Origin of the sequence: Micromonospora echinofusca, from assembly GCF_017614955.1 — a bacterium.
GTDB lineage: Bacteria > Actinomycetota > Actinomycetes > Mycobacteriales > Micromonosporaceae > Micromonospora > Micromonospora echinofusca_A.
On record NZ_WVUH01000035.1, the window covers coordinates 1 to 25,123 of the forward strand.

Here is a 25,123-nt window from a genome sequence, read left to right on the forward strand (position 1 = left end):
TGCCCACCCTGCTGCCGGCCGCCGACCCGGGCACCCCGCCGGTCCGGGTGCAGCTCGTGCTCTCCGGGGTGCCGGCCCCGGCACCCGGCGCCGGGGGCGGGCCGGCGGGCACGTCGTACCGGCAGCTCACCGGGGGACGGCTGCTCGGGCAGAGCCGGGCGGTGCTGGCCGTCCGGGTGGTACGCGCCGACGGGTGGTCGGATGCCGAGCAGCTCCGGGCGCTGTCCAGCACGGTGCGCTGGGTACGCCGTCGACTGGCGCCGGTCGGGGCACGTCCGCTGGGGGCGGACGCCGCGCTGCGCGTACTCGCGGAACTCGCCCACCACGACGGCGGGCAACCGGCCCGGGAGAGCTGGCCTGCGGTGCGGCTGGGTGGGCTGGTGCAGGTGTCCTTCCGGTTGCGGCCGGCGCGGACGGACGACGCCCTGCGCCGGCTGGTGCCGCGTCTGCTGGTGCTGCCGGCCACCGCGACCACGGTGGCGCTGGGTGTCGGCGCGGGGCAGGCCGGCGGGCCGGGGTCGCCTGCGGCGGAGCTGGCGGTCCGGGTCGCCGCCGACGGACCGGCCGCGCTCGCCGTCGCCACCGGGGCGCTACGCCGGCTGGTGGCCGCCGAGGGCGGTCAGGTGCAGCGCCTCGACGGGGAACAGCTCGACGGCCTCGCGGCCACCCTGCCGCTCGGCACCTCCGACGCGCCCCGACCCGTGCCCTCGACCATGTTCGACGGTCTGGAGCTGCCGCTGGACGCCGCCGGGTTGATGCTCGGCACGAACCGGCACGGCGCACCGGTGACCGTCCGGCTGTTCCGCCCGGAGGCGACCCGGGTCGTGCTGGTCGGCGGGGTACGCGCCGCGCAGCTGGTCACCCTGCGCGCGTTGGCGCTCGGCGCCCGGTTGGTGGTCCGGACCGGCCGACCCGGAGTCTGGGAGCCGTTCGTCCGGGCCGTCACGGCGCCCGGTGAGCTGATCCCGGTCATTCCCCCCGGACGTCCGGTCGGGGGTCCACCGGGCACCCCGCTGCGCCCGCTGCTGGTGGTCACCGACGTCGCCTCACCGGAGGTGGACGTCCGACCGGTGCCGGGCTGGCGGACCACCCTCGTGGTACGGGAGGAGCTGACCGCACCGGACGTGGAACTGCTCGCCCGGGCCGACCTGGCGGTGGTGCAGCCGCTCCGGGCGGACGAGGCGGCGCTGGCCGGTACCGCGCTGGGGCTGGGCGACTCGTCGGCCTGGCTGACCCGGATCCGGGACGACATGGTCGCGGTGGTCAACCGGCAGGCCCTGCGTTGGGTGCTGCTCTCCCCGACGCCGGTCGAGACCCGACTGATCGGGGTACCGGTCCGCTGACGGTCGTAAGCCGGACCTCGGTCCGCCGGGAGTTCCGCCGCACGCCGGGAGTTCCGGGTGTTCCGGGTGTTCCGCCACCCGCCGGGTGTTCCGCGCCTGGCCGGGTGTTCCGCGCCTGGCCGGGTGTTCCGCGCCTGGCCGGGTGTTCCGCGCCTGGCCGGGTGTTCCGCGCCTGGCCGGGGCGTGACACCATCGCCGCCATGGGTTTCGTGAAGGGTGCTTTGATCCGGCTCGGTAGCACCGCGCTGGCGTTCTGGCTGGCCACGCTGATCATCCCCGGCATCAGCCTCACCTCGGACGCGTTCTCCGAGACGGTGTTCACGCTGGTCCTGGTCGCGGTGATCTTCGGGGTGGTCAACGCCGTGCTCCAGCCGATCATCAAGACGGTCGGCTGCGGGCTCTACCTGCTGACACTCGGCCTGATCGCACTCGTGGTCAACGGGCTCCTCTTCCTGCTGACCAGTTGGATCGCCGACCAGGCCGACCTGCCCTTCCACGTGGACAACTTCTGGCCGGCGGCGGTGCTCGGCGCGCTCTTCGTGGGCATCGTCACCTGGCTCCTGGGCGCCGTACTCGACCGCGACTGACCGCAACCGTCGACGCGGGTCAGGGGTCGGACCCCGGCGGGGCGCAGACCAGCGGCCGGGAATTGGCTGGTGGCGGGTACCGTGACCGGGGTTAGCGTCGGATCATGCTCAACCTGACCCGCGACGACGGCTACCAGCTCTCCACCGACCCGGCCCGCCTCGATCTGGCCCGGGTGCACCGGTGGCTCTCCACCGACGCCTACTGGGCCAAGGGGCGTCCCCGGGAGGTCGTCGAACGGTCGTTCGCGGCGTCGCTGCCGTTCGGGATCTACCGGCCGGACGGCCGGCAGGTGGCGGTCGCCCGGGCCGTCACCGACCGGGCCACCTTCGCCTGGCTCTGCGACGTCTACGTGGACGGCTCGGAGCGCGGCCGTGGGCTGGGTACCTGGCTGGCGGGCGCGGTCCGCGACGAGTTGAGCGCCCTCGGGGTGTACCGGATCATGCTCGGCACCGCCGACGCCCACGACGTGTACGCGAAGGTGGGTTTCACGCCGCTGAGCGACCCGGAACGCTGGATGGTGTACGGCCGACCGGTCGACCCGGCGTGAACCCGCTCCGGCTCGGCTACCTGTACGGCTTCGGGGCGTACCTGCTCTGGGGTTTCTTCCCGCTCTACTTCAAGCTGCTCCGCCCCTCCGGTCCGGTGGAGATCCTGGCGCACCGGGTGGTCTGGTCCCTGGTCTTCGTGTCGCTGCTGCTGGCCGCCCTGCGCAACTGGGGTTTCCTCCGCGAACTCCGGCACCGGCGGAGCACGATGGCCGGCATCGGGGTGGCGGCCCTGCTGATCGCCGTCAACTGGGGCACCTACATCCACGGGGTCAACGCAGACCGGGTGGTGGAGACGGCCCTCGGCTACTTCATCACCCCGCTGGTGTCGGTGCTGCTCGGGGTGGCCGTGCTGCGGGAACGGCTGCGCCCCGCCCAGTGGGCCGCCCTGGCGGTCGGCACCCTGGCGGTGGCGGTCCTCACCGTCGACTACGGTCACCTGCCCTACCTGGCCCTGCTGCTGGCGGTCAGCTTCGGCGGGTACGGGCTGGTCAAGAAGCGCCTCGGGCTGCCCGCCGCCGAAGGGCTCTTCGTGGAGTCGGCCGTGCTGGCCGTACCCGCGCTGGGCTATCTCGGCTGGCTGGCCTGGCGGGCGGAGGCGACCTTCGGGCAGGTCTCGGCCGGACACACCGCGCTGCTGGTGCTGGCCGGGGCGGCCACCGCCATCCCGCTGCTGCTCTTCGCCGGGGCGGCCAACCGGTTGCCGTTGAGCGTGCTGGGCCTGTTGCAGTACCTCGCGCCGGTGCTGCAACTCGGCTGCGGCGTACTGGTCTTCCACGAACCGATGCCCCCGGCCCGGCTGGCCGGGTTCGCGCTGGTCTGGCTGGCGCTGGCGGTCTTCACGGTCGACGCCCTGCGGGTCACCGGACGCCGCCGCCGGGAGACCCGTAAGGAAGGGCCCCCGCTTATCGCTTCCGGTATAGGAAGGGCCCCTTCTTAACACCCCAGCCGGGGTACGCCCCTCGATGGGATCCGGTGGCCGGCGGCGGCCGGACCGGGCGTGGGCTGGAGCTGTTCACGTCCGGTTCACGCCACGTCCCGGCGCCGCTCACCGGGCCCTCCTAGCGTCCGGCACGCACGCGTTTCCCACTGGTGGACACGGGCGTGCCACCAGACCACCTCAGGAGGCTCCTCCCCATGAGCGACCGCCCCCGGCTGCTTCCGCTGCTCGGCTCGCCCCGGCACGGCAACCGCGACTCGATGACCTGTCTCTACCGGTGCGGCAACGCCTGTGACCACCCGGTACCCAACAACTCCGACAACGCGTACTTCGGTGACGTGGTCAGCACCGAGGTGAGCCGGCGCGGCGTGGTCCGGGCCGGCGCGGTGGGCGCCCTCGTCCTGGGCTTCGCGGGCGCCGCCGGTGCGGCCCCCGCCAGCGCGGCTCCGGCCGCCCCCGGCACGGCCGGCGCGGCCGGGGAGGGTGCCGTGCCGGCGGTACCCGAGGTGGCGGACTTCTCCGCCCGCCAGCGGGCCGGCAGCGGCGCGCTCAGCTTCAAGCCGATCCCGCCGAACCAGCTCGACAACCTGGTCGTCCCCAACGGGTACGACCACTCGGTGGTCATCCGGTGGGGTGACGAGGTGGTGCCCGGCGCGCCGGACCTGGACGTGCACCAGCAGACCGCCGCCAGCCAGTCGAAGCAGTTCGGCTACAACAACGACTTCGTCGGGGTACTCCCGCTGGACCGCAAGGGCCGGCGGGCGCTGCTCGTGGTCAACCACGAGTACACCAACGAGGAGCTGATGTTCCCCGGCTTCACCGGCCACGACGCGCTCAGCGTCGAGCAGGTCAAGGCGGCGATGGCCGCGCACGGCCTGTCGGTGGTCGAGCTGGAGCGGGTCGACGGTACGGGTCAGTGGCGCCCGGTCCGCAACGGTCGCCGCCCGTACAACCGGCGGATCACCGCGCTGGCCACGAAGTTCGAGTTCACCGGCCCGGCGGCCGGCTCGGTGTGGCTGCGTACGGCGGCCGACCCGGCGGGGCGTACCGCGATCGGCACGCTGAACAACTGCGCGGGCGGGGTGACCCCGTGGGGCACCGTGCTCAGCGGTGAGGAGAACTTCAACCAGTACTTCGTCGGTGGCGACGGCGCGCCGGCCGAGGCGAAGCCGAAGCTGGCCCGGTACGGCATCTCGACCAGCGCCCGCTACCCGAGCGGGAGCCGCAAGTGGGAGCGGGCCGACGAGCGCTTCGACCTGGCGAAGCACCCGAACGAGGCGAACCGGCACGGGTGGATCGTCGAGGTGGACCCGTTCGACCCGGATTCGCGCCCGCGTAAGCACACCGCGCTGGGCCGGTTCAAGCACGAGGGCGCGAACGTCATCGTCGCCTCCGACGGGCACGTCGTGGCGTACATGGGTGACGACGAGCGGTTCGACTACCTCTACAAGTTCGTCTCGGACAAGAAGTACCTGAAGGGCAACTCCTGGGTCGCCCGCCGGCACAACCTGACCCTGCTGGAGTCGGGCACCCTCTACGTGGCGAAGCTCGACTACACCAGCGCCGACGAGATCGACGGTTCGGGCAGGCTGCCGACCGACGGCGCGTTCAACGGACGCGGCCAGTGGATCAAGCTGGCCCGGGGTAACCGGTCGTACGTCGAGGGGATGACCGTCGAGGAGGTGCTGACCTTCACCCGGCTCGCCGCCGACAAGGTCGGTGCGACCAAGATGGACCGTCCGGAGGACGTCGAGCCGAGCCTGGCCACCGGCAAGGTGTACGTGGCGCTGACCAACAACAGCAACCGTGGGGTGGGCGCCAACCCGAAGGCCGACGAGGCGAACCCGCGTACCGCCAACAAGCACGGTCAGGTGCTGGAACTGGTCGAGGACCGGGGCAACAACTCGGCGGAGTCGTTCGCCTGGTCGCTGCCGATCGTCTGCGGTGACCCGACGGACCCGTCGACCTACTTCGCCGGGTACGACAAGACGAAGGTCTCGCCGATCTCCTGCCCGGACAACGTGGCCTTCGACGGCGCCGGCAACCTCTGGATCTCCACCGACGGCAACGCGCTGGGCAGCAACGACGGCCTTTTCGCCACCGCCGTCGAAGGACCGGAGCGGGGGCACCTGAAGCAGTTCCTGACCGTGCCGATCGGCGCGGAGGTCTGCGGCCCGTTCATCACCACCGACGACCGGTCGGTCTTCGTCGCCGTGCAGCACCCGGGCGAGATCAACGGCGCCACCATCGACAAGCCGGCCTCGAATTGGCCGGACGGCGACTTCGCCAAGCCGGCCGTGGTGGTCGCGTGGCGGCTCGACGGCGGCCCGGTCGGTAGCTGACCGGCGGTGCCCGCCACCCGTCCGGTAGCTGACCGGCGGCGCCGGCCACCCGGTCGGTAGCTGACCGACCGTGCCGGCCACCCGTCCGGTAGCTGGGCTGCCCGACGCGGTCGACCCGTCCGGGTAGCCGATCCGACCGCTGGCCGGCCTGTTAAGAAGGGCCCCTTCCTATACCGAATGCGTTAGGAAGGGGCCCTTCCTTGCCTCTCAGGTGTCGGCGGCGAGGCTGTCGGCGATGCTCTTGGCCACCGTCATCAGCCTGGTCCGGACCACCCGGGCCGAGGTCATCATCTCGCCGGCCGGCAGGGCGCAGGCGAGTACCACCCGACGCTCGATGTCCTTGTCCGGGGTGACGATCACCGCACCGCAGGCCACCCCGTTGCGGAACTGCCCCAGCTCCATCTGCATGCCCCGGCGTTCACCGGCGGCCAGGTCCGCCTCGAAGGTCTCCGCCGTGGTCAGGGTCGCCGGGGTGAACGGGCGCATGCCGTACTCCCGCAGGTAGCGGAAGCGCTGCTCGGGGGTGAGGGTGGCGAGCAGCGCCTTGCCGAGCGCCGTCGCATGGGCACCCTCGTCGAAGCCGGGCACCAGGTCCTCGACGTACGGCGACCGTGCACCCTCGGCGACGGCGGTGATGGCGACCTGGCCCCCGACGAACCGGCCGAGGTAGTGGCTGTACCCGCTGTCCACCGCCGCCCGGCGCAGGCACTCACCGACGGCGGGCGGGCCACGGAACGCGGTGACGAGTTCGCGGTACCGGTCGGCCACCTCCAGCCCGACGAGGTACGTGCCGTCCTCGCGCCGGATCACGTAACCCTCGTACGCCAGGGTGCGTACCAGGTGGTAGGTGGTGGCGACGGTCAACTCGCATCGTCGCGCGATCTGCTTGACGGTCAGCCCCTTGGGGGCACGACCGACCGCTTCGAGCACGCGTAGCGCACGCGACACGCTACGGATGAGATCCGAAGGTTCCGCCAAGGGGTCGCGCACAACCACCTCCGCCGCCGGGGACTTACACCATATGAAAAACAGGCCGACCGCGAAATGCCTGTTCGGATCGAGAATGCCAGATACCCGGCGACAGTGCGTGCACCGACAGACACGATCTGTCAATGAACTTGATTCGCGTATGGTCGACCCATCATGCCCGAGCCCTCCGCGAGCGTCGCAGGAACACCCGTACCGGCCCATCCGGTCCGGGTCGCCACCGGTGCGGTGACCACCACCATCGCCGCCGTCCTCCCCGTCTTCCTGGTCAGCGGGCTCGCCGTGCAGATCGGTGCCGACCTGCGGTTCTCCCCGGCCGGGCTGGGCGCTGCGGTGGCCGGATACTTCGGCATCAGCGCGTTGGCCTCGGTACCCGCCGGAGCGCTCGTCGAACGATTCGGTCCGGCCGTGGTGGCGCGCGGCGGCATTCTGCTCTCCGCCGGCGCACTGCTGGCCATCGCGGGCCTCGCCCGGTCGTACGCCGCCCTGGTCGTCCTGCTGGCCCTCAGCGCCGCCGCGAACGCCCTCGGCCAACTCGCCAGCAACGCCGCCCTGTCCCGGCACGTCCCGCCCCGCCGGCAGGGTCTCTCCTTCGGCGTCAAACAGGCCGCGATCCCGATGTCCACGCTGCTCGCCGGTGCCGCCGTCCCGGCGATCGCCCTCACTGCGGGCTGGCGGTGGGCCTTCGTGGCAGCCGCAGCCGCCGCACTCGCCGCGCTGCCCGCCGTACCTCTCGACGGGGCGGCTCCGGCCCGCCGGTCGGCCGCCCGGGGCGGGCGCGCCAATGCGGCGCTGGCGGTCGTCGGCGTGGCCGCCACGCTCGCCGCAGCGGGCGCGAACGCCCTGGGCACCTTCCTGGTCGACTCGACCGCGACGAGCGGGCTCGACCCGGGGCTCGCCGGGCTGACCCTGACCTTCGGCGGCGCGGTCTGCGTCGCCGCCCGGGTCGGTGCCGGCTGGCTCGCCGACCGCCGGGCGGGCGGGCACGTCCTGATGATCGCCGTGATGCTGCTGCTCGGCGCCGGTGGGCTGGCGCTACTCGCCCAGCGCGGTACCCCGGCGCTGCTGGCCGGGGTGACCCTCGGCTTCGGTCTCGGCTGGGCCTGGCCCGGTCTGATGAACTTCGCCGTGGTACGACTGCACCCGCAGGCCCCGGCCGCCGCCACCTCGATCACCCAGACCGGCGTGTACGCGGGCGGCTGCGTCGGCCCGCTGGGGCTGGGCTGGGTCGCCGCGCACAACGGCTATCCGGCGATGTGGACGGTGGCCTCGGTGGCCATGCTGCTGGCTGCCGCCCTGATGCTCACCGGCAGCCGGATGCTCCACCCGGAGCGGGCGGTCAGCTCGCCCGGTCCGGGACCGGTCAGCTCGTCCGGTCCGCGATGAAGTCGCAGAGCGACTCCAGCGCCCGTCGCGGCGAGTTGTCCGGCAGCGGGGCGAGCCGCTGCCGCGCCTCCTCGGCGTAGCTGCGCACCGTCTCCCGGGCCCGCTTGAGGGCCGGCGACTCGCGCAGCAGGCAGAGCGCCTCGGCGTGCAGGTCGTCGTCGGTGACCTTGCCAGCGGAGAGGATCTCCCGCAGCCGCACCGACGAGGCGTCCGCGTCGTCCGAGGCGAGCGCGTACAGCACCGGCAGGGTGGGCACGCCCTCACGCAGGTCCGTACCGGGGGTCTTGCCCGACTGCACCGACTCGGACGCGATGTCGAGCAGGTCGTCGGAGAGTTGGAAGGCCACCCCGATCGTCTCGCCGTACCCGGCGAGCGCCTCGACGTGCTCGGCGGAGGCGCCACCGAACATCCCACCGAAGCGGGCCGAGGTGGCGATCAGGGAACCGGTCTTCTCCGCGATCACGCTCAGGTAGTGGTCGACCGGGTCGTCACCGGCCCGGGGCCCGACCGTCTCGGCGATCTGGCCGTGCACCAGCCGGGCGAACGTGCGCGCCTGGAGCCGGACCGCTTCCGGCCCCAGGTCGGCGGCGATGTCCGCAGCCCGGGCGAAGAGGTAGTCGCCGACCAGGATCGCCACCGAGTTGGTCCACCGGGAGTTGGCGCTCGGCGCCCCCCGGCGTACGGCGGCCTCGTCCATCACGTCGTCGTGGTAGAGCGTCGCCAGGTGGGTGAGCTCCATCACCACCGCCGCCGGCACGACCTGCGCCCCGGTCGGGTCGCCGAACTGGGCCCCGAGCGCGACCAGCATCGGCCGGAACCGCTTGCCGCCCGCCTCGACCAGGTGCCGGGCGGCCTCGGTGACGAACGGGTCGGCGCTGGCCACGCTGGCCCGCAACTCGTCCTCGACCGACTCCAGCAGGCCGAGCACGGACTCCTCGACCCGGGAGTCGACCAGGTCCAGCCCGAGCGCCCCGAAGCCGTACCGACTCGTGCTCGCCCGGCTCCGGCGGCTGCCGGAGCCGGGGGCGCCTGTCTGCTGGTCAGCGGGTCCTACCACGCCCTCAACCATGCCACACCCGTTCGAGTTGCCCGGCGCGGGGAGGTGCGGCGCGGGAGCGAGCGTCCGGGGACCCGGACCGGTCATCGCACGAATTCGGCGGCGCCGTTGGCCAGGTCGAGCAGCGGCCCCGGGGCCACACCGAGGACCAGGGTGGCGAGTACGCCGATCATCAGCGCGGCGGCGGTCAGCCCACCGGGCACGGAGACCGTCGGGGTGGACTCACCCGGCTCGGAGAGCCACATCATCACCACGACCCGCAGGTACGGGAACGCGAGGATCATGCTGGTCAGCACACCGGCGATCACCAGCCACGACTGGCCACCCTCGATGGCCGCCCCGAAGACCGCGAACTTGCTGGTGAAGCCGCTGGTCAGCGGGATACCGGCGAAGGCCAGCAGGATGAAGGTGAACAGCGCGGCGAAGAACGGCGACCGCCGGCCCAGGCCGGCCCAGCGGGACAGGTGGGTGGCCTCGCCGTCGGCGTCCCGGACCAGGGTCACCACGGCGAACGCGGCGAGCACCGAGAAGCCGTACGCGACGAGGTAGAACATCGTCCCGGAGAGGCCCTCCTTGTTCAGCGCGAGGACCCCGACCAGCAGGTAGCCGGCGTTGGCGATCGACGAGTACGCGAGCAGCCGCTTGATGTCGGTCTGGGTGACCGCCAGCACCGCGCCGACCAGCATGGTGAGAATCGCCACGGTGCCGAGCACCGGGGTGAAGTTCCACGCCGACCCGGAGAACGCGACGTAGAAGACCCGCAGCAGGGCACCGAACGCGGCGACCTTGGTGCAGGCCGCCATGAAGGCGGTCACCGGGGTGGGGGCGCCCTGGTACACGTCCGGCGTCCAGACGTGGAACGGGGCCGCCGCCGCCTTGAACAGCAGGCCGATGGCGAGCAGCGCCATGCCGGCGTACAGCAGCACCGGGCTGGACGGCGAATCGGCGACCGCCGCGTGGATGGTGGCGAAGTCGACACCGGCCGTACGACCCGGGATGCCCGAGGTGAAGCCGTAGACCAGGGCGACACCGAACAGGAAGAACGCCGAGGCGTACGCGCCGAGCAGGAAGTACTTCATCGCCGCCTCCTGACTCAGCAGCCGCCGGCGACGGGCCAGCGCGCAGAGCAGGTAGAGCGGAAGGGAGAAGACCTCCAGGCTGATGAACATGGTCAGCAGGTCGTTCGCCGCCACGAAGATCAGCATGCCGCCGATGGCGAAGGTGGTCAGCGGGTACACCTCGGTGGCCCCACCGGACTCCTCGGCCTGCCGGCGGTCGTCCTCCGAGCCGGCCACCACGGCGGCCTGGGCGACGAAGGCGCCACCCCGCTCGATCGAACGCTCGCCGATCAGCAGCAGGGCCATCGCGGCGAGGACCAGGATCGCCCCCTGGAGGAACAGCGTCGGCCCGTCGACCGCGATCGCCCCGCCGATGGTGATCTGCCGTTCCCCGGCGTTGTCGACCACGAAGTAGAGCGCGGCCAGCACCGCCAGCAGGGCGGCACCGAGCTGCACCGCGTGCCGCAGTCGACGCGGCACGAACGCCTCGATCAGGACACCGACCAGGGCGGCGCCCAGCATGATCAGGATCGGAGCGAGCGCCGCATAGTCAATCGACGGCAACTTCAGCTCGGTCATCGGACAGGCTGCCTTTCACTCGCGACCGCGGGGCTCACTTGCTGGCCTCCTGGACGCCGCCGTTCGTCGGTGCCGGGTCGGACTTGCCGACATCCTGCATGGTCGCCTGGACGGCGGGGTTGATGACATCGGTGACCGGCTTGGGATAGAAGCCGAGCAGCACGATCAGCGCGATCAGCGGTGCCACCACGACCTTCTCGCGCAGGGTGATGTCCCGCCGCATCCCCTCCGCCTGGGTCAGCGCCGGGTTGAGGGTGCCCTGCGTGGTGCGCTGCACCATCCAGAGCACGTACGCCGCAGCCAGGATGATGCCGAGGGTGGCGATCACCGCGACCGGCTTGTTCACCGTGTAGGTCCCGATCAGCACCAGGAACTCGGAGATGAACGGGGCCGTACCGGGCAGCGCGAGCGAGGCGAGACCGGCGAAGAAGAACACCCCGGCGAGGACCGGGACCAGCTTGCCCGCCCCACCGAAGTCGCTGATCAGGGCCGAGCCGCGCCGGGCCACGAACATGCCGACGACCAGGAAGAGCAGGCCGGTGGCGAGACCGTGGTTGAGCATGTAGAGCACCGCACCGGTACCGGCCTGCGTGGTGAAGGCGAAGATGCCGACCCCGATGAAGCCGAAGTGCGCGATCGAGGTGTACGACACCAGCCGCTTCAGGTCGTTCTGCCCGACCGCCAGCAGCGCGGCGTAGATGATGCCGATCAGCGCCAGCGCGATGGCGTACGGCGCGAACCACTTCGACGCCTCGGGGAAGAGCGGCAGGCAGTAGCGCAGGATGCCGAAGGTGCCCACCTTGTCCATGACGCCGACGAGCAGGGCCGCCGCGCCGGCCGGCGCGGCGCCACCGGCGTCCGGCAGCCAGGTGTGGAACGGGAAGAACGGCGCCTTGATCGCGAAGGCCACGAAGAAGCCGAGGAAGAGCCAGCGCTCGGTACCGGTCGACATGTCGATCTGGGTGAGCGCCTGCCAGTCGAAGGTCTTCCCGCCGACGACCCAGAGGCCGATCACCGCGGCGAGCATGAACAGCCCACCGACCAGCGAGTAGAGGAAGAACTTCACCGCCGCGTACTGCCGCTGGTGGCCGCCGAAGCTGCCGATCAGGAAGTACATCGGCACCAGCATGACCTCGAAGAACACGTAGAACAGGAACACGTCGGCGGCGGCGAAGACGCCGATCATCGTGGATTCGAGGATGAGCAGCAGGGCGAAGTAGACCGGGACGGACCGCTTCGACGACTCCGCGTCGTGCCAGGAGGCGAGGATCACCAGCGGCACCAGGACGGCGATCAGCATCAGCATGACCAGCGCGATGCCGTCGGCGGCGAAGGTGAAGTTCACCCCCCACTGCGGGATCCAGGAGTACGACTCGCGGAACTGGAGCCGGTCACCGCCGGCCTGGAACGCCCCCCACATGAAGACGGAGAGCACCAGCACGGCCAGCGACCAGCCGAAGGCCACCTGCTTGGCCAACTGTGGCCGGCTGCGCGGCAGAAGTGCCACGACCAGGGCGCCGACCAGCGGCGCCACGGTCAGCACCGAGAGGAAAGGGAAGTCGGACATTATGCGGCCTTACCTCCGTCGTCACTGCGCGATCCGCCGGGGGCGGCGGCCGGGAAGAGGTCGTTCACGCCAGCCACCCCGCCTGCACCGCCAGGAATGCCGCCACCACCAGCAGGGCGCCGGTGAGGATCGACATCGCGTACGACCGGACGAAGCCGGTCTGGAGTCGCCGGAGCCGGCCCGACCCGCCACCGACACCGGCGGCCAGCCCGTTGACCAGCCCGTCGACGCCCCGGCTGTCCAGGTAGACCAGCGCCCGGGTGAGGAAGATGCCCGGCTTCTCGAAGACCGCCTCGTTGAACGAGTCGGTGTAGAGGTTCTTCCGGGCGGCGGTGACCAGGACCCCGGCCGGCTGCGGCTCGGTGGCCGTGCCGTTGCGGAACAGGAACCAGGCGAGTCCGGCACCGATCAGGGTGACCAGGATCGACAGGATGGTGATCACCGTGTGCGAGAGCACGCCGTGCGCCTCGCCCTCCTCCGCGCCGCCCAGCCCGGCGGTGGCGGTCAGCCAGTCCGGTACCGAGGTGGAGAGCAGCCAACCGGCGGCGACCGAGCCGACCGCGAGCAGGATCAGCGGGATGGTCATCAGCTTCGGCGACTCGTGCGGGTGCTCGATGTCGTCGGTCCACCGCTTCGGCCCGTGGAAGGTGAGCACGAAGAGCCGGGTCATGTAGAACGCGGTGAGCCCGGCGCCGAGCATCGCCGCCCCGCCGAAGAGCCAGGCGGTCCAGTCGTCCCGCTCGAACGCCTTCGCGATGATCGGCTCCTTGGAGAAGTAGCCGGAGAGCGGCGGGATGCCGATGATGGCCAGCCAGCCGGTGGCGAAGGTGATCCAGGTGATCTTCATGTACTTCGACAGCCCACCGAAGCGGCGGATGTCCACCTGGTCCTTCATGCCGTGCATGACCGAACCGGCGCCGAGGAACATGTTGGCCTTGAAGAAGCCGTGCGCGAGCAGGTGCACGATGGCCAGCGCGTACGCCCCGCCACCCAGGCCGACGCCGAGGAACATGTAGCCGATCTGGCTCACCGTCGACCAGGCCAGGACCCGCTTGATGTCGTCCTTGGCGGCACCGATGATGCAGCCGAGCAGCAGGGTCAGCGCACCGACGCTCACCACGACCAGCTGGAGCGTCTCGTTGGCCGAGAAGATCGGGTTGGACCGGGCGATCAGGTAGACACCGGCGGTGACCATCGTGGCGGCGTGGATGAGCGCCGACACCGGGGTCGGGCCCTCCATCGCGTCCGGCAACCAGGCCTGGAGCGGGAACTGGCCGGACTTACCGGTCGCGCCGAGCAGCAGCAGCAGGCCGAGCACCAGCACCGTGCCGCCGGCCAGGCCGCCGACCCCGTTGAAAACCTCGTCGTACTGGGTGGTGCCGAGGGTGGCGAACATGATGAAGATGCCGATGGCCAGACCGGCGTCGCCGACCCGGTTCATCAGGAACGCCTTCTTGCCGGCGGTGGCGGCGGTCGGACGCTCGTACCAGAAGGAGATCAGCAGGTACGACGCCAGACCGACGCCCTCCCAGCCGAAGTAGAGCATCACGTAGTTGTTGCCGAGCACCAGCAGGAGCATCGCGGCGACGAACAGGTTGAAGTAGGCGAAGAACCGCCGCCGGCCGGGGTCGTGCGACATGTACTCGACCGCGTACAGGTGGATCAGGAAACCCACCCCGGTGATCAGGAGTACGAAGACCGCGGCCAGCGGGTCGAAGAGCAGACCGAAGTCCACCTTGAAGTCGCCGACCGCGATGAAGTCCCAGAGACTACGCTCGACGGACTTGTTCTCCAGCCCACGGAGCTGGAAAAAGTAGGTCAGGCCGAGCACGAACGCGGCGCCGATGCTGGCGACGCCGAGCCAGTGCCCCCAACGGTCCGCGCGGCGGCCCAGCAGCAGCAGGATCGCGGCGCTGACCAGCGGGATCGCCACCAGCAGCCAGACGCTGCCGAGCAGCCCCGTGGCCTCTGCGTAACGCACAGTCTCTTCCACTGGTGGGCCCCTCTAGTACTTGAGCAGGTTGGCGTCGTCGACGCTCGCCGAGCGTCGAGTCCGGAAGATCGACATGATGATGGCCAGACCGATCACGACCTCGGCCGCCGCGACCACCATCACGAAGAACGCCATGATCTGGCCGTTCAGGTCGCCGTTGATCCGGCTGAACGTGACCAGCGCCAGGTTGGCCGCGTTGAGCATCAACTCGACGCACATGAAGAGCACGATGGCGTTGCGCCGGACGAGCACCCCGACCGCGCCGATGGTGAACAGCACCGCGGCGAGGATCAGGTAGTAGTCGGGCTCCACCGAGAAGAACTCGTTCATTACTTCTCCGTCCCCTTCAGCGTCGTCTCCGACTCGGAGAGTTCCCGGGTGGGCAGGATCTCCGGGACGCTGCGCTCCGTCAGTCGGCCGTCCGGCAGCCGGGCCGGGGTGGCCACCGACGACGAGGTGGCGTAGACGCCCGGGCCGGGCTTCGGACCGGGGTAGTTGCCCGGGGCGAAGCGGGCCTTCATGGTGGCGATCTGGTCCATCTTGTCGGCCTTGCGGCGCTCCACGTGGGCCAGCACCATCGCACCGACCGCCGCCGTGATCAGCAGCGCCGAGGTCAGCTCGAAGGCGAACACGTACTTGGTGAAGAGCAGCCGGGCGATGCCCTGCACGTTGCCCTCGGCGTTCGCCTGCTCCAGCCCGACCGGGGTGCTGCCCTGGAGCGCCCGGTAGAGCCCGGTGCCGACCAGGCCGGCGAAGCCGAGCCCGAGCAGCACCGCGACCGGGCGCTGACCGCGCAGGGTCTCGATGAGCGAGTCGGAGGCGTCCCGGCCGACCAGCATCAGCACGAACAGGAAGAGCATCATGATCGCGCCGGTGTAGACGATGATCTGCACCATGCCGATGAACGGCCCGGCCTGGAGCACGTAGAACACACCCAGGCAGAGCATGGTCAGCACCAGCCAGAGCGCCGAGTGCACGGCGTTGCGGGCCCAGACCATGCCGATCGCGCCGACCAGCGCCAGCGGCGCGAGGATCCAGAAGGTGACGGCCTCACCGCCGGTCACCGCCCCCGTCGCGGCCAGCACCGCCTGCCCGCCGGTCATGCCCGTTCCCCCTTTGCCGCTTCGGCCCGCTGGGCCGCCTGCTCGGCACCCGGGAACGTCACGCCCGGGTGCTCCTCGACGGCGTACCGGCCGTTCGGCGAGCGCTCCGCGCCGGCCGAGGTGCCCGGGTTGGTCAACGCGCCGACGTAGTAGTCCTTCTCGCTGTCACCGAGCCGCATCGGGTGCGGCGGCTGCTCCATGCCCGGCAGCAGCGGCGCGAGCAACTGCTCCTTGGTGAAGATCAGATCCTGCCGGGAGTCGCGGGCCAGCTCGTACTCGTTGCTCATGGTCAGCGAGCGGGTCGGGCACGCCTCGATGCAGAGCCCGCAGAAGATGCAGCGGGCGTAGTTGATCTGGTAGATGCTGGCGTACCGCTCACCGGGCGAGAAGCGCTGCTCCTCGGTGTTGTCGCCACCCTCGACGTAGATCGCGTCGGCCGGGCAGGCCCAGGCGCACAGCTCACAGCCGATGCACTTCTCCAGCCCGTCCGGGTGCCGGTTGAGGATGTGCCGGCCGTGGTAGCGCGGCGCGGAGACCGGCGGCTTGAACGGGTAGTCAGTGGTGACGACCTTCTTGAACATGTGCGAGAAGGTGACCCCGAAACCCTTGAAGGTGCCCGTGATCGCGCCCATGTCACACCTCCTTCTCGACCGGGGCGGCACCGATGTTCGCCGGTTCCCGCTCGGCGACCAGGCGCCGGGTACGCGGGCTCGGCGGGACCTGAAGGTCCATGGGTGGCAGCGGGAAGCTGCCGTGCGGCCGGGCGTTGACCTGCTCCTGGACGGTCGGCTTCGGCTGCGGCCGACGGGTCGGCCAGAGCAGCGCGGCGAGCAGCAGGAGGCCGGCCGGGATGCCGACCGCGAGGTACCGGGCCGGGGTGTCGAGGTCCTGGACCTTGCGGAAACCGGAGAGCACCAGGATCCAGACCAGGTTGATCGGCAGCAGCACCTTCCAGCCGAACCGCATGAACTGGTCGTACCGGAGCCGGGGCAGCGTGCCGCGCAGCCAGACGAAGACGAAGACCAGGATCAGCACCTTGCCGAAGAACCAGAGCATCGGCCACCAGCCGGAGTTCGCCCCCGCCCAGAAGGTGGTGATCGGTGCGGGCGCCCGCCAGCCGCCGAGGAAGAGCGTCACGGTGACCGCGGACATGGTCACCATCGCCACGTACTCGGAGAGCATGAAGAGCGCGAACTTCAGCGAGCTGTACTCGGTCATGAAGCCGGCGACCAGCTCGGACTCCGCCTCGGGCAGGTCGAACGGGGCCCGGTTGGTCTCACCGACCGTGGCGATGAAGAAGATGATGAAGCTCGGCAGCAGCAGGATCGCGTACCAGCCGGGCGCCGGGATCTCGGTGCCGAAGATGGTCAGCCGGGTGGCGTCCGCCTGGGCGGCGACGATCCCGCTGGTGGACATGGTGCCCGCGGTCATGAAGACCGCCACGATGGAGAGCCCCATCGCGACCTCGTACGAGATCATCTGGGCGCTGGACCGCAGACCACCGAGCAGTGGGTAGGTCGAGCCGGAGGCCCAACCACCGAGCACGATGCCGTAGATGCCCATCGAGGAGCAGGCGAGCACCACCAGCACCGCCACCGACACGTCGGTGACCTGCAACGGCGTCCGGTGGCCGAAGATGCTGACCATCGGACCGAACGGGATCACCGACAGCGCGGTGACCGCGCTGATCACCGAGATGGTCGGCGCGAAGAAGTAGACGACCTTGTCGGCCTTCTTCGGGAGGATGTCCTCCTTGAAGGCCATCTTCAGGCCGTCGGCGAGGGTCTGGAGCAGACCGAACGGGCCGACCACGTTGGGGCCGGGCCGGACCTGCATCCAACCGACGACCTTCCGCTCGAACCAGACGCCGAGCAGCGTGGCGACCAGCCCGAAGGCGAACGCGAAGACGATCTTTATCAGGACCAGCCACCAGGGATCCCGGCCGAAGTCGGCCAGCGTGGGATCCTGGGCCAGGTAGAGCGTGCTCACTGGACACCCCCAGCGGTGTTGAGGAGCGGACCGGGCCGACCGGCCGCGTCCGCCGCGACCGGGGCCGGGGCGGCGGCGGAGATCCGCACCACGGCTCCGGAGGTCACGCCGAGGCTGCGCCGTACGGTCGCACCGGGCGAGTTGGTCGGCAGCCAGACGACACCGTCCGGCATCTCGGTGATCGCCGCCGGCAGGGTCAGCGCCCCCCGGTCGGTACCGACGGTCACCGCGTCCCCGTCGGCGACGCCGAGCGCCTCCGCGGTGCCCTTGCCGAGGCGGACCACCGGCGGCCGGGCGGTACCGCCCAGATACTCGTCACCGTCGGTGAGGCTGCCCAGGTCGATGAGCTGGTGCCAGGTGGCGAGGACCGCCTCGCCCGGGTTGGTACGCGGCACCGGGGCCGGCTCCACCACCGGGGCGCCGGGGCGGTCCTGCCGGGTCGCCGGCAGCGAGCCCAGCTCGCGGCGGACGCTGTTCACGTCGGCGGTGCCCAGCTCCACCCCGAGCTGCGCGGCGATGGCGTCCAGCACGCGACCGTCGTTCATCGCGGTGGTCTCCAGGACCGCCTGGAAGGTCCGCAGCCGGCCCTCCCAGTCCAGGAAGCTGCCGGCCTTCTCGACCACCGGGGCGACCGGGAAGACCACGTCGGCCCGGCGGGCCACCGCCGAGTTGCGCAGCTCCAGGCTGACCAGGAAGGGAACCGTGTCCAGAGCCTGCTCGGCCAGCCGGGGGTCGGCCAGGTCGGACGGGTCGACGCCCGCCACCACCAGGGCGCCGAGCTGACCGGCCGCCGCAGCGGCGATGATCTGGTCGGTGTCCCGGCCGGCCTGGCTCGGGATGATCCCGGCGGCCACGTCCCACGCCTCGCCCAGTTCGGCGCGGGCGCCCGGCTCGGTCACCAGCCGGCCACCGGGCAGCAGGTTGGGCAGGCAGCCCGCGTCGACCGCACCCCGGTCACCGGCGCGGCGCGGCACCCAGGCCAGCTTGGCGCCGGTACGCCGGGCGATGTCGGCGGCGGCGGAGAGGCCACCCGGTACGCTGCCGAGCCGCTCACCGACGATCAGGATGGCGCCCGGGGTGCCGAGGGCCTCCGCGACCGTAGCGTGCTCGGCGAGCACCTGCGCCTCCTCGCCGGGTACCACCCGGGCGAGCTTGGCGCCGAGCTTCTCCAGACCACGGGTGGCGAACGGGGCCAGCGCGTACACCTTGAGCGTGCGCTTGAGGTACGCCTTGCGCAGCCGCAGGAAGAGGATCGGGCACTCCTCCTCCGGCTCCAGCCCGACCAGCACCACGACCGGGGCGTTCTCCACGTCGGCGTAGGTCACGTCGGTGACCCCGGCGACGTTGCTGGCCAGGAAGTCGGTCTCCTCCCGGCTCACCGGCCGGGCCCGGAAGTCGATGTCGTTGCTGTGCAGGGCGACCCGGGCGAACTTCGCGTACGCGTAGGCGTCCTCGACGGTCAGCCGGCCGCCGGTCAGCACCGCCGTACCCTGGCCGGCGTCGCGGGCCGCGCGCAGCCCCTCGGCCGCCACCGCCAGTGCCTCGCTCCAGGACGCCTCGCGCAGCTCACCGGTCTTGGAGTCCCGCACCAGCGGGGTGGTGAGCCGGTCGAACGCGCGGGTGTACTGGAAGCCCCAGCGCCCCTTGTCGCAGTTCCACTCCTCGTTGACCGCCGCGTCGTCGCCGGCCAGCCGGCGCAGCACCTTGCCGCGCCGCCAGTCGGTGCGCTGGGCGCAACCGGCGGAGCAGTGCTCGCACACGCTGGGCGTGGAGACCAGGTCGAACGGGCGGGCCCGGAACCGGTACTGGGCGCCGGTGAGCGCCCCCACCGGGCAGATCTGCACCGTGTTGCCGGAGAAGTAGGAGTTGAACGGGACGTCGCCCTCATCCGAGTCGTCCGCGCCGTACGCGTCGTCCCGGTAGATGTTGATCTCCTCGTGCGAGGAGCGCCCCATCAGGTCGATGAACTTGTCACCGGCGATCTCCTCGGAGAACCGGGTGCAGCGCTGGCAGAGCACGCAGCGCTCCCGGTCCAGCAGCACCTGGGAGGAGATGTTCAGCGGCTTTTCGTACTCCCGCTTGTGCTCGTGGAAGCGCGAGTCGGTCCGCCCGGTGGACATGGCCTGGTTCTGCAGCGGGCACTCGCCACCCTTGTCGCACATCGGGCAGTCGAGCGGGTGGTTGACCAGCAGCAGCTCCATGATCCCCTGCTGGGCCTTCTTGGCCACGTCGGAGGTGAGCTGGGTCCGTACCACCATGCCCTCGGCGACCGGCTGGGTGCAGGAGGCCACCGGCTTGCGCTGCCCCTCCACCTCGACCAGGCACTGCCGGCAGGCGCCGGCCGGGGCCAGCAGCGGGTGGTCGCAGAACCGGGGGATCTCCGTGCCGAGCTGCTCGGCCACCCGGATGATCAGCGCACCCTTGGGTGCGGTCACCTCGACCCCGTCGATGGTGAGCGTGACGGTGTCGGTGTTCTTGGCAACGTCGGTCATCAGAGCCGCCTCTCATTCGCGACTGCGGGACTCGCAAGCTCGTGCCTCGCGCTCATCAGTGCGCACCCACCAGGGTCTTCTCCGAGAGCCTCGGAGTCTTCCGACCCTCGATGTAGTCGAGGTAGTCCTGCTTGAAGTACTTCAGCGAGGAGGTCACCGGGCTGGTCGCACCGTCACCCAGACCGCAGAACGCGCGGCCGAGCACGTTGTCGCACGTGTCCAGCAGGGTGTCCAGGTCCTCGTGGGTGCCCTGACCGGCGAGGATCCGCCGGTAGACCCGGACCATCCAGTAGTTGCCCTCCCGGCAGGGGGTGCACTTGCCGCACGACTCGTGGTGGTAGAACTCCAGCCACCGGTAGGTCGCGTAGACCGGGCAGTCCTGGTCGGAGAAGATCTGGGTGGCCGTGGTGCCGAGGATCGAACCGGCCGCCGCGACGCCCTCGAAGTCCAGCGGGACGTCCAGGTGGTCGGCGGTCAGCAGCGGGGTGGACGAGCCACCCGGGGTCCAGAACCGCAGGTTGTGCCCCGGCTTCATGCCGCCGGCCAGCTCGATCAGCTCCCGCAGCGTGACGCCCATCGAGCATTCGTACTGGCCGGGGTTGGCGATCCGCCCGGAGAGCGAGTAGATCATCGGACCGGAGGACTTCTCCGTGCCCATGGTCTTCCACCAGTCGGCGCCGCCGAGCACGATGTACGGCACGCTGGCGATGGTGCCGACGTTGTTGACCACGGTCGGGCAGGCGTACAGGCCGTGGGTCGCCGGGAACGGCGGGCGCAGCCGGGGCTGGCCCCGGAAGCCCTCCAGCGAGTCCAGCAGCGCGGTCTCCTCACCGCAGATGTACGCCCCGGCGCCGCTGTGCACCACCAGGTCCAGGTCGAACCCGGAGCCGAGGATGTTCCGGCCGAGGTAACCCCGGGCGTACGCCTCGTCGACCGCGTGCCGCAGCCGACGGGCCGCGTGCACCGCCTCACCCCGGATGTAGATGTACGCCCGGTTGGCGCGGATCGCGTACGACGCGATGATCACGCCCTCGACCAGCGAGTGCGGGTCGTGGGTCATCAGCGGCAGGTCCTTGCAGGTGCCCGGCTCGCCCTCGTCGGCGTTGACCACCAGGTAGTGCGGCTTGCCGTCGCCCTGCGGGATGAAACCCCACTTCAGGCCGGTGGGGAAGCCGGCACCGCCCCGGCCACGCAGGCCGGAGTCCTTGACGAGCTGGATCAGGTCGTCCGGGTGTGCCTTGAGCGCCTTGCGCAGCGCGGCGTACCCGTCGAGCCGCTCGTAGGTCCGTAGCTGCCAGGCGTCCGGCGAGAGCCAGCGCTTGGTGAGTACCGGGGTCAGCTTGGCCAGCGTCTCCGGTCGAGGCGTCGTCACTGCTGTGCCTCCTTCTCGCTCGCGACTGCGGGGCTCGCAAGCTCACTCCTCGCACTCGCCGATGCCTCGTCGAGCGAGCGCTCCTGCGCCTCCGACGAATCACCGGCGGGCTTGCCGTCGCCGGCCGGGGCGTTCTCGGCGACCCCGGCCGCCTCGGCGGCCTGCGCGTCGCGCGGTGCCGGGGCGGTGCCGTCGACCGGAACCCTGGTCCCCGGGGAGTCCGGGGCGGGGGTCTTCGCGTCGGGCTGGCGGGTTTCGGCCGCCCGCACCTCCGGGGACTTGGCGTCCGGCGCCTTCACGTCCGGGGCGGTGCTGCCGGTCGGCGCGGCCTTGGCCGGGGTGGCCGGGGCCGGGGCGTCCTTGCTGCGGATCGGGGTGTTCGGGTCGAAGCCCGGCACCGAGATGCCGTGCTGCTCGGCCAGGCGCAGACCGCGCAGGGTCGGCTCGCCCGGTACCCCGTCGGCCACCGCGCCCTCGCGGCTGTCGGCGAAGCCGGCGAGCTGCACCGACATCTCCCTGAGGGTGCAGAGCCGGGCGCCCCGCGACGGCGTGGGCCGGCCACCGGCCCGCAGCTCGTCGACGATCTTGACCGCTCCGGCCGGGTCGACGCCGTCGAAGAAGTCGTAGTTGACGGTCAGCACCGGCCCGTAGTCGCAGGCCGCGAGGCACTCGGCGTGCTCCAGGGTGATCTTCCCGTCGGCGGTGGTCTCCTCGTGCCCGACGCCGAGGTACTCGGCGACGGTGTCGTAGACCTCCTGCCCGCCCAGCACGTTGCACATGGTGTTGGTGCAGACGCTGACCAGGTAGTCACCGGTCGGCCGGCGCTTGTACATGGTGTAGAAGGTGGCGACCGCGCCGACCTGGGCCTTGTTCAGGCCGAGGACCTCGGCGCAGAACTCGACACCGGCCGGGGAGACGTAACCCTCCTCGGACTGCACCAGGTGCAGCAGCGGCAGCAGCGCCGAGCGGGACCGGTCCGCCGGATAGCGGGCGATGATCTCCCGCGCCCGCTCGCGCGTCTCGTCAGAGAAACCCATCAGCGATCACACCCACCCATCACGGGGTCCAGAGAGGCGCCGCCGGCGATCACGTCGGCGATCAGCCCGCCCTCGGCCATCGCCGGGATGGCCTGGAGGTTGACGAAGCTCGGCTCCCGGTAGTGCACCCGGTAGGGCCGGGTGCCACCGTCGGAGACCGCGTGTACGCCCAGCTCGCCGCGCGGCGACTCGACCGCGACGTAGACCTGGCCGGGCGGTACCCGGAAACCCTCGGTGACGAGCTTGAAGTGGTGGATCAGCGACTCCATCGACTGACCCATGATCTTGGCGACGTGCTCCAGCGAGTTGCCCATCCCGTCGACGCCGATGGCGAGCTGCGCCGGCCAGGCGATCTTCCGGTCGGCGACCATCACCGGGCCCGGCTTCAGCCGGTCCAGCGCCTGCTCGACGAGCTTCAGCGACTCCCGGATCTCGGCGAGCCGGACCAGGTACCGGCCCCAGACGTCGCCGTCCGGGTGGGTGGGGACGTCGAACTCGTAGGTCTCGTAGCCGCAGTACGGCATGGTCTTGCGCAGGTCCCAGGCGAGACCGGCGGAGCGCAGCACCGGGCCGGTCACCCCGAGCGCGACACAACCGGTCACGTCGAGCACCGCGACGTTCTTGGTCCGCTCGATCCAGATCGGCTGACCGGAGAGGAGGTCCTCGTACTCCTTGAGCCGCTTCGGCATCATCTTGAGGAACTCGCGGATCTTGACGATCGCCTCGTCCGGCACGTCCTGGGCGACCCCGCCGGGCCGGACGTACGCCATGTTCATCCGCAGCCCGGTGATCATCTCGAAGATGTCCAGGATGTACTCACGCTCACGGAAGCCGTAGAGCATGATCGAGATGGCGCCCAGCTCCATACCGGTGGTGGCGAGCCAGACCAGGTGCGAGGAGATCCGGTTGAGCTCCATCATCAGCACCCGGATGGTGTTGGCCCGCTCGGTGATCTCGTCGGTGATGCCGAGGAGCTTCTCCACCGCCAGGCTGTACGCCGTCTCGTTGAAGATCGGCGACAGGTAGTCCATCCGGGTGACGAAGGTGGTGCCCTGCACCCAGTTGCGGTATTCGAGGTTCTTCTCGATACCGGTGTGCAGGTAGCCGATCACCGACCGGGCCTCGCGGACCGTCTCCCCCTCCAGCTCCAGGATCAGCCGGAGCACGCCGTGCGTGGAGGGGTGCTGCGGACCCATGTTGACGACGATCCGCTCGTCGTTGATCGGGTCCGTACCGGAGACGACGGTGTCCCAGTCCCCGCCGGTGACGGTGAAGACGCGACCCTCGGTCGTCTCGCGCTCGGTGGCGTAGTTGGGAGTGGTCACTGGTAAGACCTCCGACGGTCCGGCGGCGGGATCTCGGCGCCCTTGTACTCGACCGGCACCCCACCGAGCGGGTAGTCCTTGCGCTGCGGGTGCCCCTCCCAGTCGTCCGGCATGAGGATCCGGGTGAGGGCGGGGTGGCCGTCGAAGACCACGCCGAACATGTCGTACGCCTCCCGCTCCTGCCAGTCGGCGGTCGGGTAGATGGCCGTCACACTCGGCAGGTGCGGGTCCTCGACGGAGACGGCGGCCTCCAGGCGGACCCGGTGGCGGTAGGTCATCGAGGTCAGGTGGTAGACGACGTGCAGCCGCCGCTGGTCCGCGCCGAGGTAGTCCGCGCCGGACACCGAGGAGCAGAGCTCGAAGCGGAGCGACAGGTCGTCCCGCATCACCTGGCAGACCTCGGCGATCCGCTCGGGGCGGACGTGGATGGTCAGCTCGCCCCGGTCGACGACCACCTTCTCCACGGCGTCGGCGAAGGCCGGGTACGCCTCCTCCAGCGCGTCGGTGACCTCGTCGAAGTAGCCGCCGTACGGGCGGGGGCTCCCCTCGACCTCCCGGCGCGGCCGGACCAGCCCGCCGAAGCCGGAGGTGTCCCCGCTGCCCTGGATACCGAACATGCCACGGCCGGCGGTGCTGGCCGGCGGGTACTCGGCCGGGGCGCCGCTGGTGGCGCCGACCGGCGGGGCCTGCGCCGGTACGCCGCCACCCGGCTTCTCACTCGGTGCCGGAGTCGTCACTTGTGGGCACCCCCTGCCAGGTGGTTCTGGGCGTTCATCCAGTTCTCGATCCGCAACTGCTCCTCGCGCCCCTCGCGGACCGCCTGGGTCCACTGGGCCCGCCGGGCCTTGTCCGAGCGGTACGAGGAGGGCATCGAGCCGTAGGGGACGACCGGCACGTCGCCGCGCGCCTGGCGGGCTTCGAGCATCTTGCGGCCGTTCGGGCCGAGCGGCTCGTGCATGATCTTCTCGCGCAGCTTGAGGATCGCGTCGATCAGCATCTCCGGCCGGGGCGGGCAGCCCGGAAGGTACATGTCGACCGGTACGACGTGGTCGACGCCCTGCACGATGGCGTAGTTGTTGAACATGCCACCGCTGCTGGCGCAGACGCCCATCGAGAGGACCCAGCGGGGCTCGGCCATCTGGTCGTAGATCTGCCGCAGGACCGGGGCCATCTTCTGGCTCACCCGGCCGGCGACGATCATCAGGTCCGCCTGCCGGGGCGAGGCCCGGAAGACCTCCATGCCCCAGCGGCCCATGTCGTAGTGCGGGCCACCGGCCGCCATCATCTCGATGGCGCAGCAGGCCAGGCCGAAGGTCGCTCCCCACACGGAGGACTTACGGGACCAGTTGACCAGCTTCTCCACCGAGGTGAGCAGGACGCCGGCGGGAAGCTTCTCCTCGATACCCATCTGCGTTCCTCC

General features: G+C 70.9%; 21 protein-coding genes. 6 read left to right on the plus strand and 15 right to left on the minus strand.

Features of this window, described 5'->3' with window-relative positions; translation table 11 throughout:
* From GSF22_RS06855 to GSF22_RS06875, 5 genes are all read left to right on the plus strand, one after another.
* Window positions 1-1,343, plus strand: a 1,343-nt coding sequence (locus GSF22_RS06855; protein WP_208811978.1) for a type VII secretion protein EccE, incomplete at its 5' end; no start/stop codon positions are given.
* Window positions 1,344-1,543: 200 nt separating this feature from the next.
* Window positions 1,544-1,930: a phage holin family protein gene (locus GSF22_RS06860; protein WP_208811980.1), complete on the plus strand. Its 387-nt coding sequence runs from the start codon at window positions 1,544-1,546 to the stop codon at window positions 1,928-1,930.
* Window positions 1,931-2,034: 104 nt separating this feature from the next.
* Entirely contained in the window at window positions 2,035-2,478 is a 444-nt protein-coding gene (locus GSF22_RS06865) for a GNAT family N-acetyltransferase (RefSeq protein WP_208811982.1), read from the plus strand.
* Window positions 2,475-3,416 carry an EamA family transporter RarD gene (gene rarD / locus GSF22_RS06870; RefSeq protein WP_208811984.1) on the plus strand — a complete coding sequence of 314 codons (942 nt, stop codon included), beginning with the start codon at window positions 2,475-2,477 and terminating at the stop codon, window positions 3,414-3,416. Before GSF22_RS06865 ends, rarD begins: the two co-directional genes overlap by 4 nt.
* Before the next feature lie 197 nt (window positions 3,417-3,613).
* Window positions 3,614-5,758 carry a PhoX family protein gene (locus GSF22_RS06875; protein WP_208811986.1) on the plus strand — a complete coding sequence of 715 codons (2,145 nt, stop codon included), beginning with the start codon at window positions 3,614-3,616 and terminating at the stop codon, window positions 5,756-5,758.
* Between the two features lie 207 nt (window positions 5,759-5,965).
* Here GSF22_RS06875 and GSF22_RS06880 read toward each other — a convergent pair whose 3' ends face one another.
* Complete coding sequence (locus tag GSF22_RS06880) at window positions 5,966-6,748, minus strand: IclR family transcriptional regulator (protein WP_208811988.1); 783 nt, start codon at window positions 6,746-6,748, stop codon at window positions 5,966-5,968.
* Between the two features lie 153 nt (window positions 6,749-6,901).
* Here GSF22_RS06880 and GSF22_RS06885 point away from each other — a divergent pair, with 153 nt between their 5' ends.
* Window positions 6,902-8,131: an MFS transporter gene (locus tag GSF22_RS06885; RefSeq protein WP_208811990.1), complete on the plus strand. Its 1,230-nt coding sequence runs from the start codon at window positions 6,902-6,904 to the stop codon at window positions 8,129-8,131.
* Here GSF22_RS06885 and GSF22_RS06890 read toward each other — a convergent pair.
* The 14 genes from GSF22_RS06890 to GSF22_RS06955 all read right to left on the minus strand — a co-directional run bounded on the left by GSF22_RS06890 (window position 8,109) and on the right by GSF22_RS06955 (window position 25,111).
* A complete protein-coding gene (locus GSF22_RS06890) occupies window positions 8,109-9,200 on the minus strand; it encodes a polyprenyl synthetase family protein (RefSeq protein WP_208811992.1) in 1,092 nt (363 codons plus the stop codon). The two genes, GSF22_RS06885 and GSF22_RS06890, sit on opposite strands and share 23 nt — an antisense overlap.
* Window positions 9,201-9,271: 71 nt before the next feature.
* Entirely contained in the window at window positions 9,272-10,825 is a 1,554-nt protein-coding gene (gene nuoN, locus GSF22_RS06895; protein ID WP_208811993.1) for an NADH-quinone oxidoreductase subunit NuoN, read from the minus strand.
* A 34-nt stretch (window positions 10,826-10,859) separates the two neighbouring features.
* Window positions 10,860-12,392: an NADH-quinone oxidoreductase subunit M gene (locus tag GSF22_RS06900; protein ID WP_208811995.1), complete on the minus strand. Its 1,533-nt coding sequence runs from the start codon at window positions 12,390-12,392 to the stop codon at window positions 10,860-10,862.
* A 64-nt stretch (window positions 12,393-12,456) separates the two neighbouring features.
* Window positions 12,457-14,385 (minus strand): NADH-quinone oxidoreductase subunit L, encoded by a 1,929-nt coding sequence (gene nuoL / locus GSF22_RS06905; RefSeq protein WP_208811997.1) that lies wholly within the window; start codon window positions 14,383-14,385, stop codon window positions 12,457-12,459.
* A 12-nt stretch (window positions 14,386-14,397) separates the two neighbouring features.
* Window positions 14,398-14,715 (minus strand): NADH-quinone oxidoreductase subunit NuoK, encoded by a 318-nt coding sequence (gene nuoK, locus GSF22_RS06910; RefSeq protein WP_208811999.1) that lies wholly within the window; start codon window positions 14,713-14,715, stop codon window positions 14,398-14,400.
* Window positions 14,715-15,488 carry an NADH-quinone oxidoreductase subunit J gene (locus tag GSF22_RS06915; protein ID WP_208812001.1) on the minus strand — a complete coding sequence of 258 codons (774 nt, stop codon included), beginning with the start codon at window positions 15,486-15,488 and terminating at the stop codon, window positions 14,715-14,717. The genes nuoK and GSF22_RS06915 overlap by 1 nt, the downstream gene beginning before the upstream one ends.
* Window positions 15,485-16,120 (minus strand): NADH-quinone oxidoreductase subunit NuoI, encoded by a 636-nt coding sequence (gene nuoI / locus GSF22_RS06920; protein WP_208812003.1) that lies wholly within the window; start codon window positions 16,118-16,120, stop codon window positions 15,485-15,487. The genes GSF22_RS06915 and nuoI overlap by 4 nt, the downstream gene beginning before the upstream one ends.
* 1 nt (window position 16,121) lies before the next feature.
* Entirely contained in the window at window positions 16,122-17,477 is a 1,356-nt protein-coding gene (gene nuoH / locus GSF22_RS06925) for an NADH-quinone oxidoreductase subunit NuoH (protein WP_208812005.1), read from the minus strand.
* Window positions 17,474-19,969 carry an NADH-quinone oxidoreductase subunit G gene (locus tag GSF22_RS06930; protein WP_208812007.1) on the minus strand — a complete coding sequence of 832 codons (2,496 nt, stop codon included), beginning with the start codon at window positions 19,967-19,969 and terminating at the stop codon, window positions 17,474-17,476. Before GSF22_RS06930 ends, nuoH begins: the two co-directional genes overlap by 4 nt.
* A gap of 55 nt (window positions 19,970-20,024) precedes the next feature.
* Window positions 20,025-21,341: an NADH-quinone oxidoreductase subunit NuoF gene (nuoF, locus tag GSF22_RS06935; RefSeq protein WP_208812008.1), complete on the minus strand. Its 1,317-nt coding sequence runs from the start codon at window positions 21,339-21,341 to the stop codon at window positions 20,025-20,027.
* Window positions 21,338-22,381 (minus strand): NADH-quinone oxidoreductase subunit NuoE, encoded by a 1,044-nt coding sequence (gene nuoE, locus GSF22_RS06940; RefSeq protein ID WP_208812027.1) that lies wholly within the window; start codon window positions 22,379-22,381, stop codon window positions 21,338-21,340. The genes nuoF and nuoE overlap by 4 nt, the downstream gene beginning before the upstream one ends.
* Window positions 22,378-23,703 carry an NADH-quinone oxidoreductase subunit D gene (locus tag GSF22_RS06945; protein WP_208812010.1) on the minus strand — a complete coding sequence of 442 codons (1,326 nt, stop codon included), beginning with the start codon at window positions 23,701-23,703 and terminating at the stop codon, window positions 22,378-22,380. Before GSF22_RS06945 ends, nuoE begins: the two co-directional genes overlap by 4 nt.
* Window positions 23,700-24,440, minus strand: coding sequence for an NADH-quinone oxidoreductase subunit C (locus GSF22_RS06950; protein WP_208812013.1), 741 nt, complete (start codon window positions 24,438-24,440; stop codon window positions 23,700-23,702). Before GSF22_RS06950 ends, GSF22_RS06945 begins: the two co-directional genes overlap by 4 nt.
* Window positions 24,437-25,111, minus strand: coding sequence for a NuoB/complex I 20 kDa subunit family protein (locus tag GSF22_RS06955; protein WP_208812015.1), 675 nt, complete (start codon window positions 25,109-25,111; stop codon window positions 24,437-24,439). Before GSF22_RS06955 ends, GSF22_RS06950 begins: the two co-directional genes overlap by 4 nt.
* Between the last annotated feature and the right edge of the window lie 12 nt (window positions 25,112-25,123).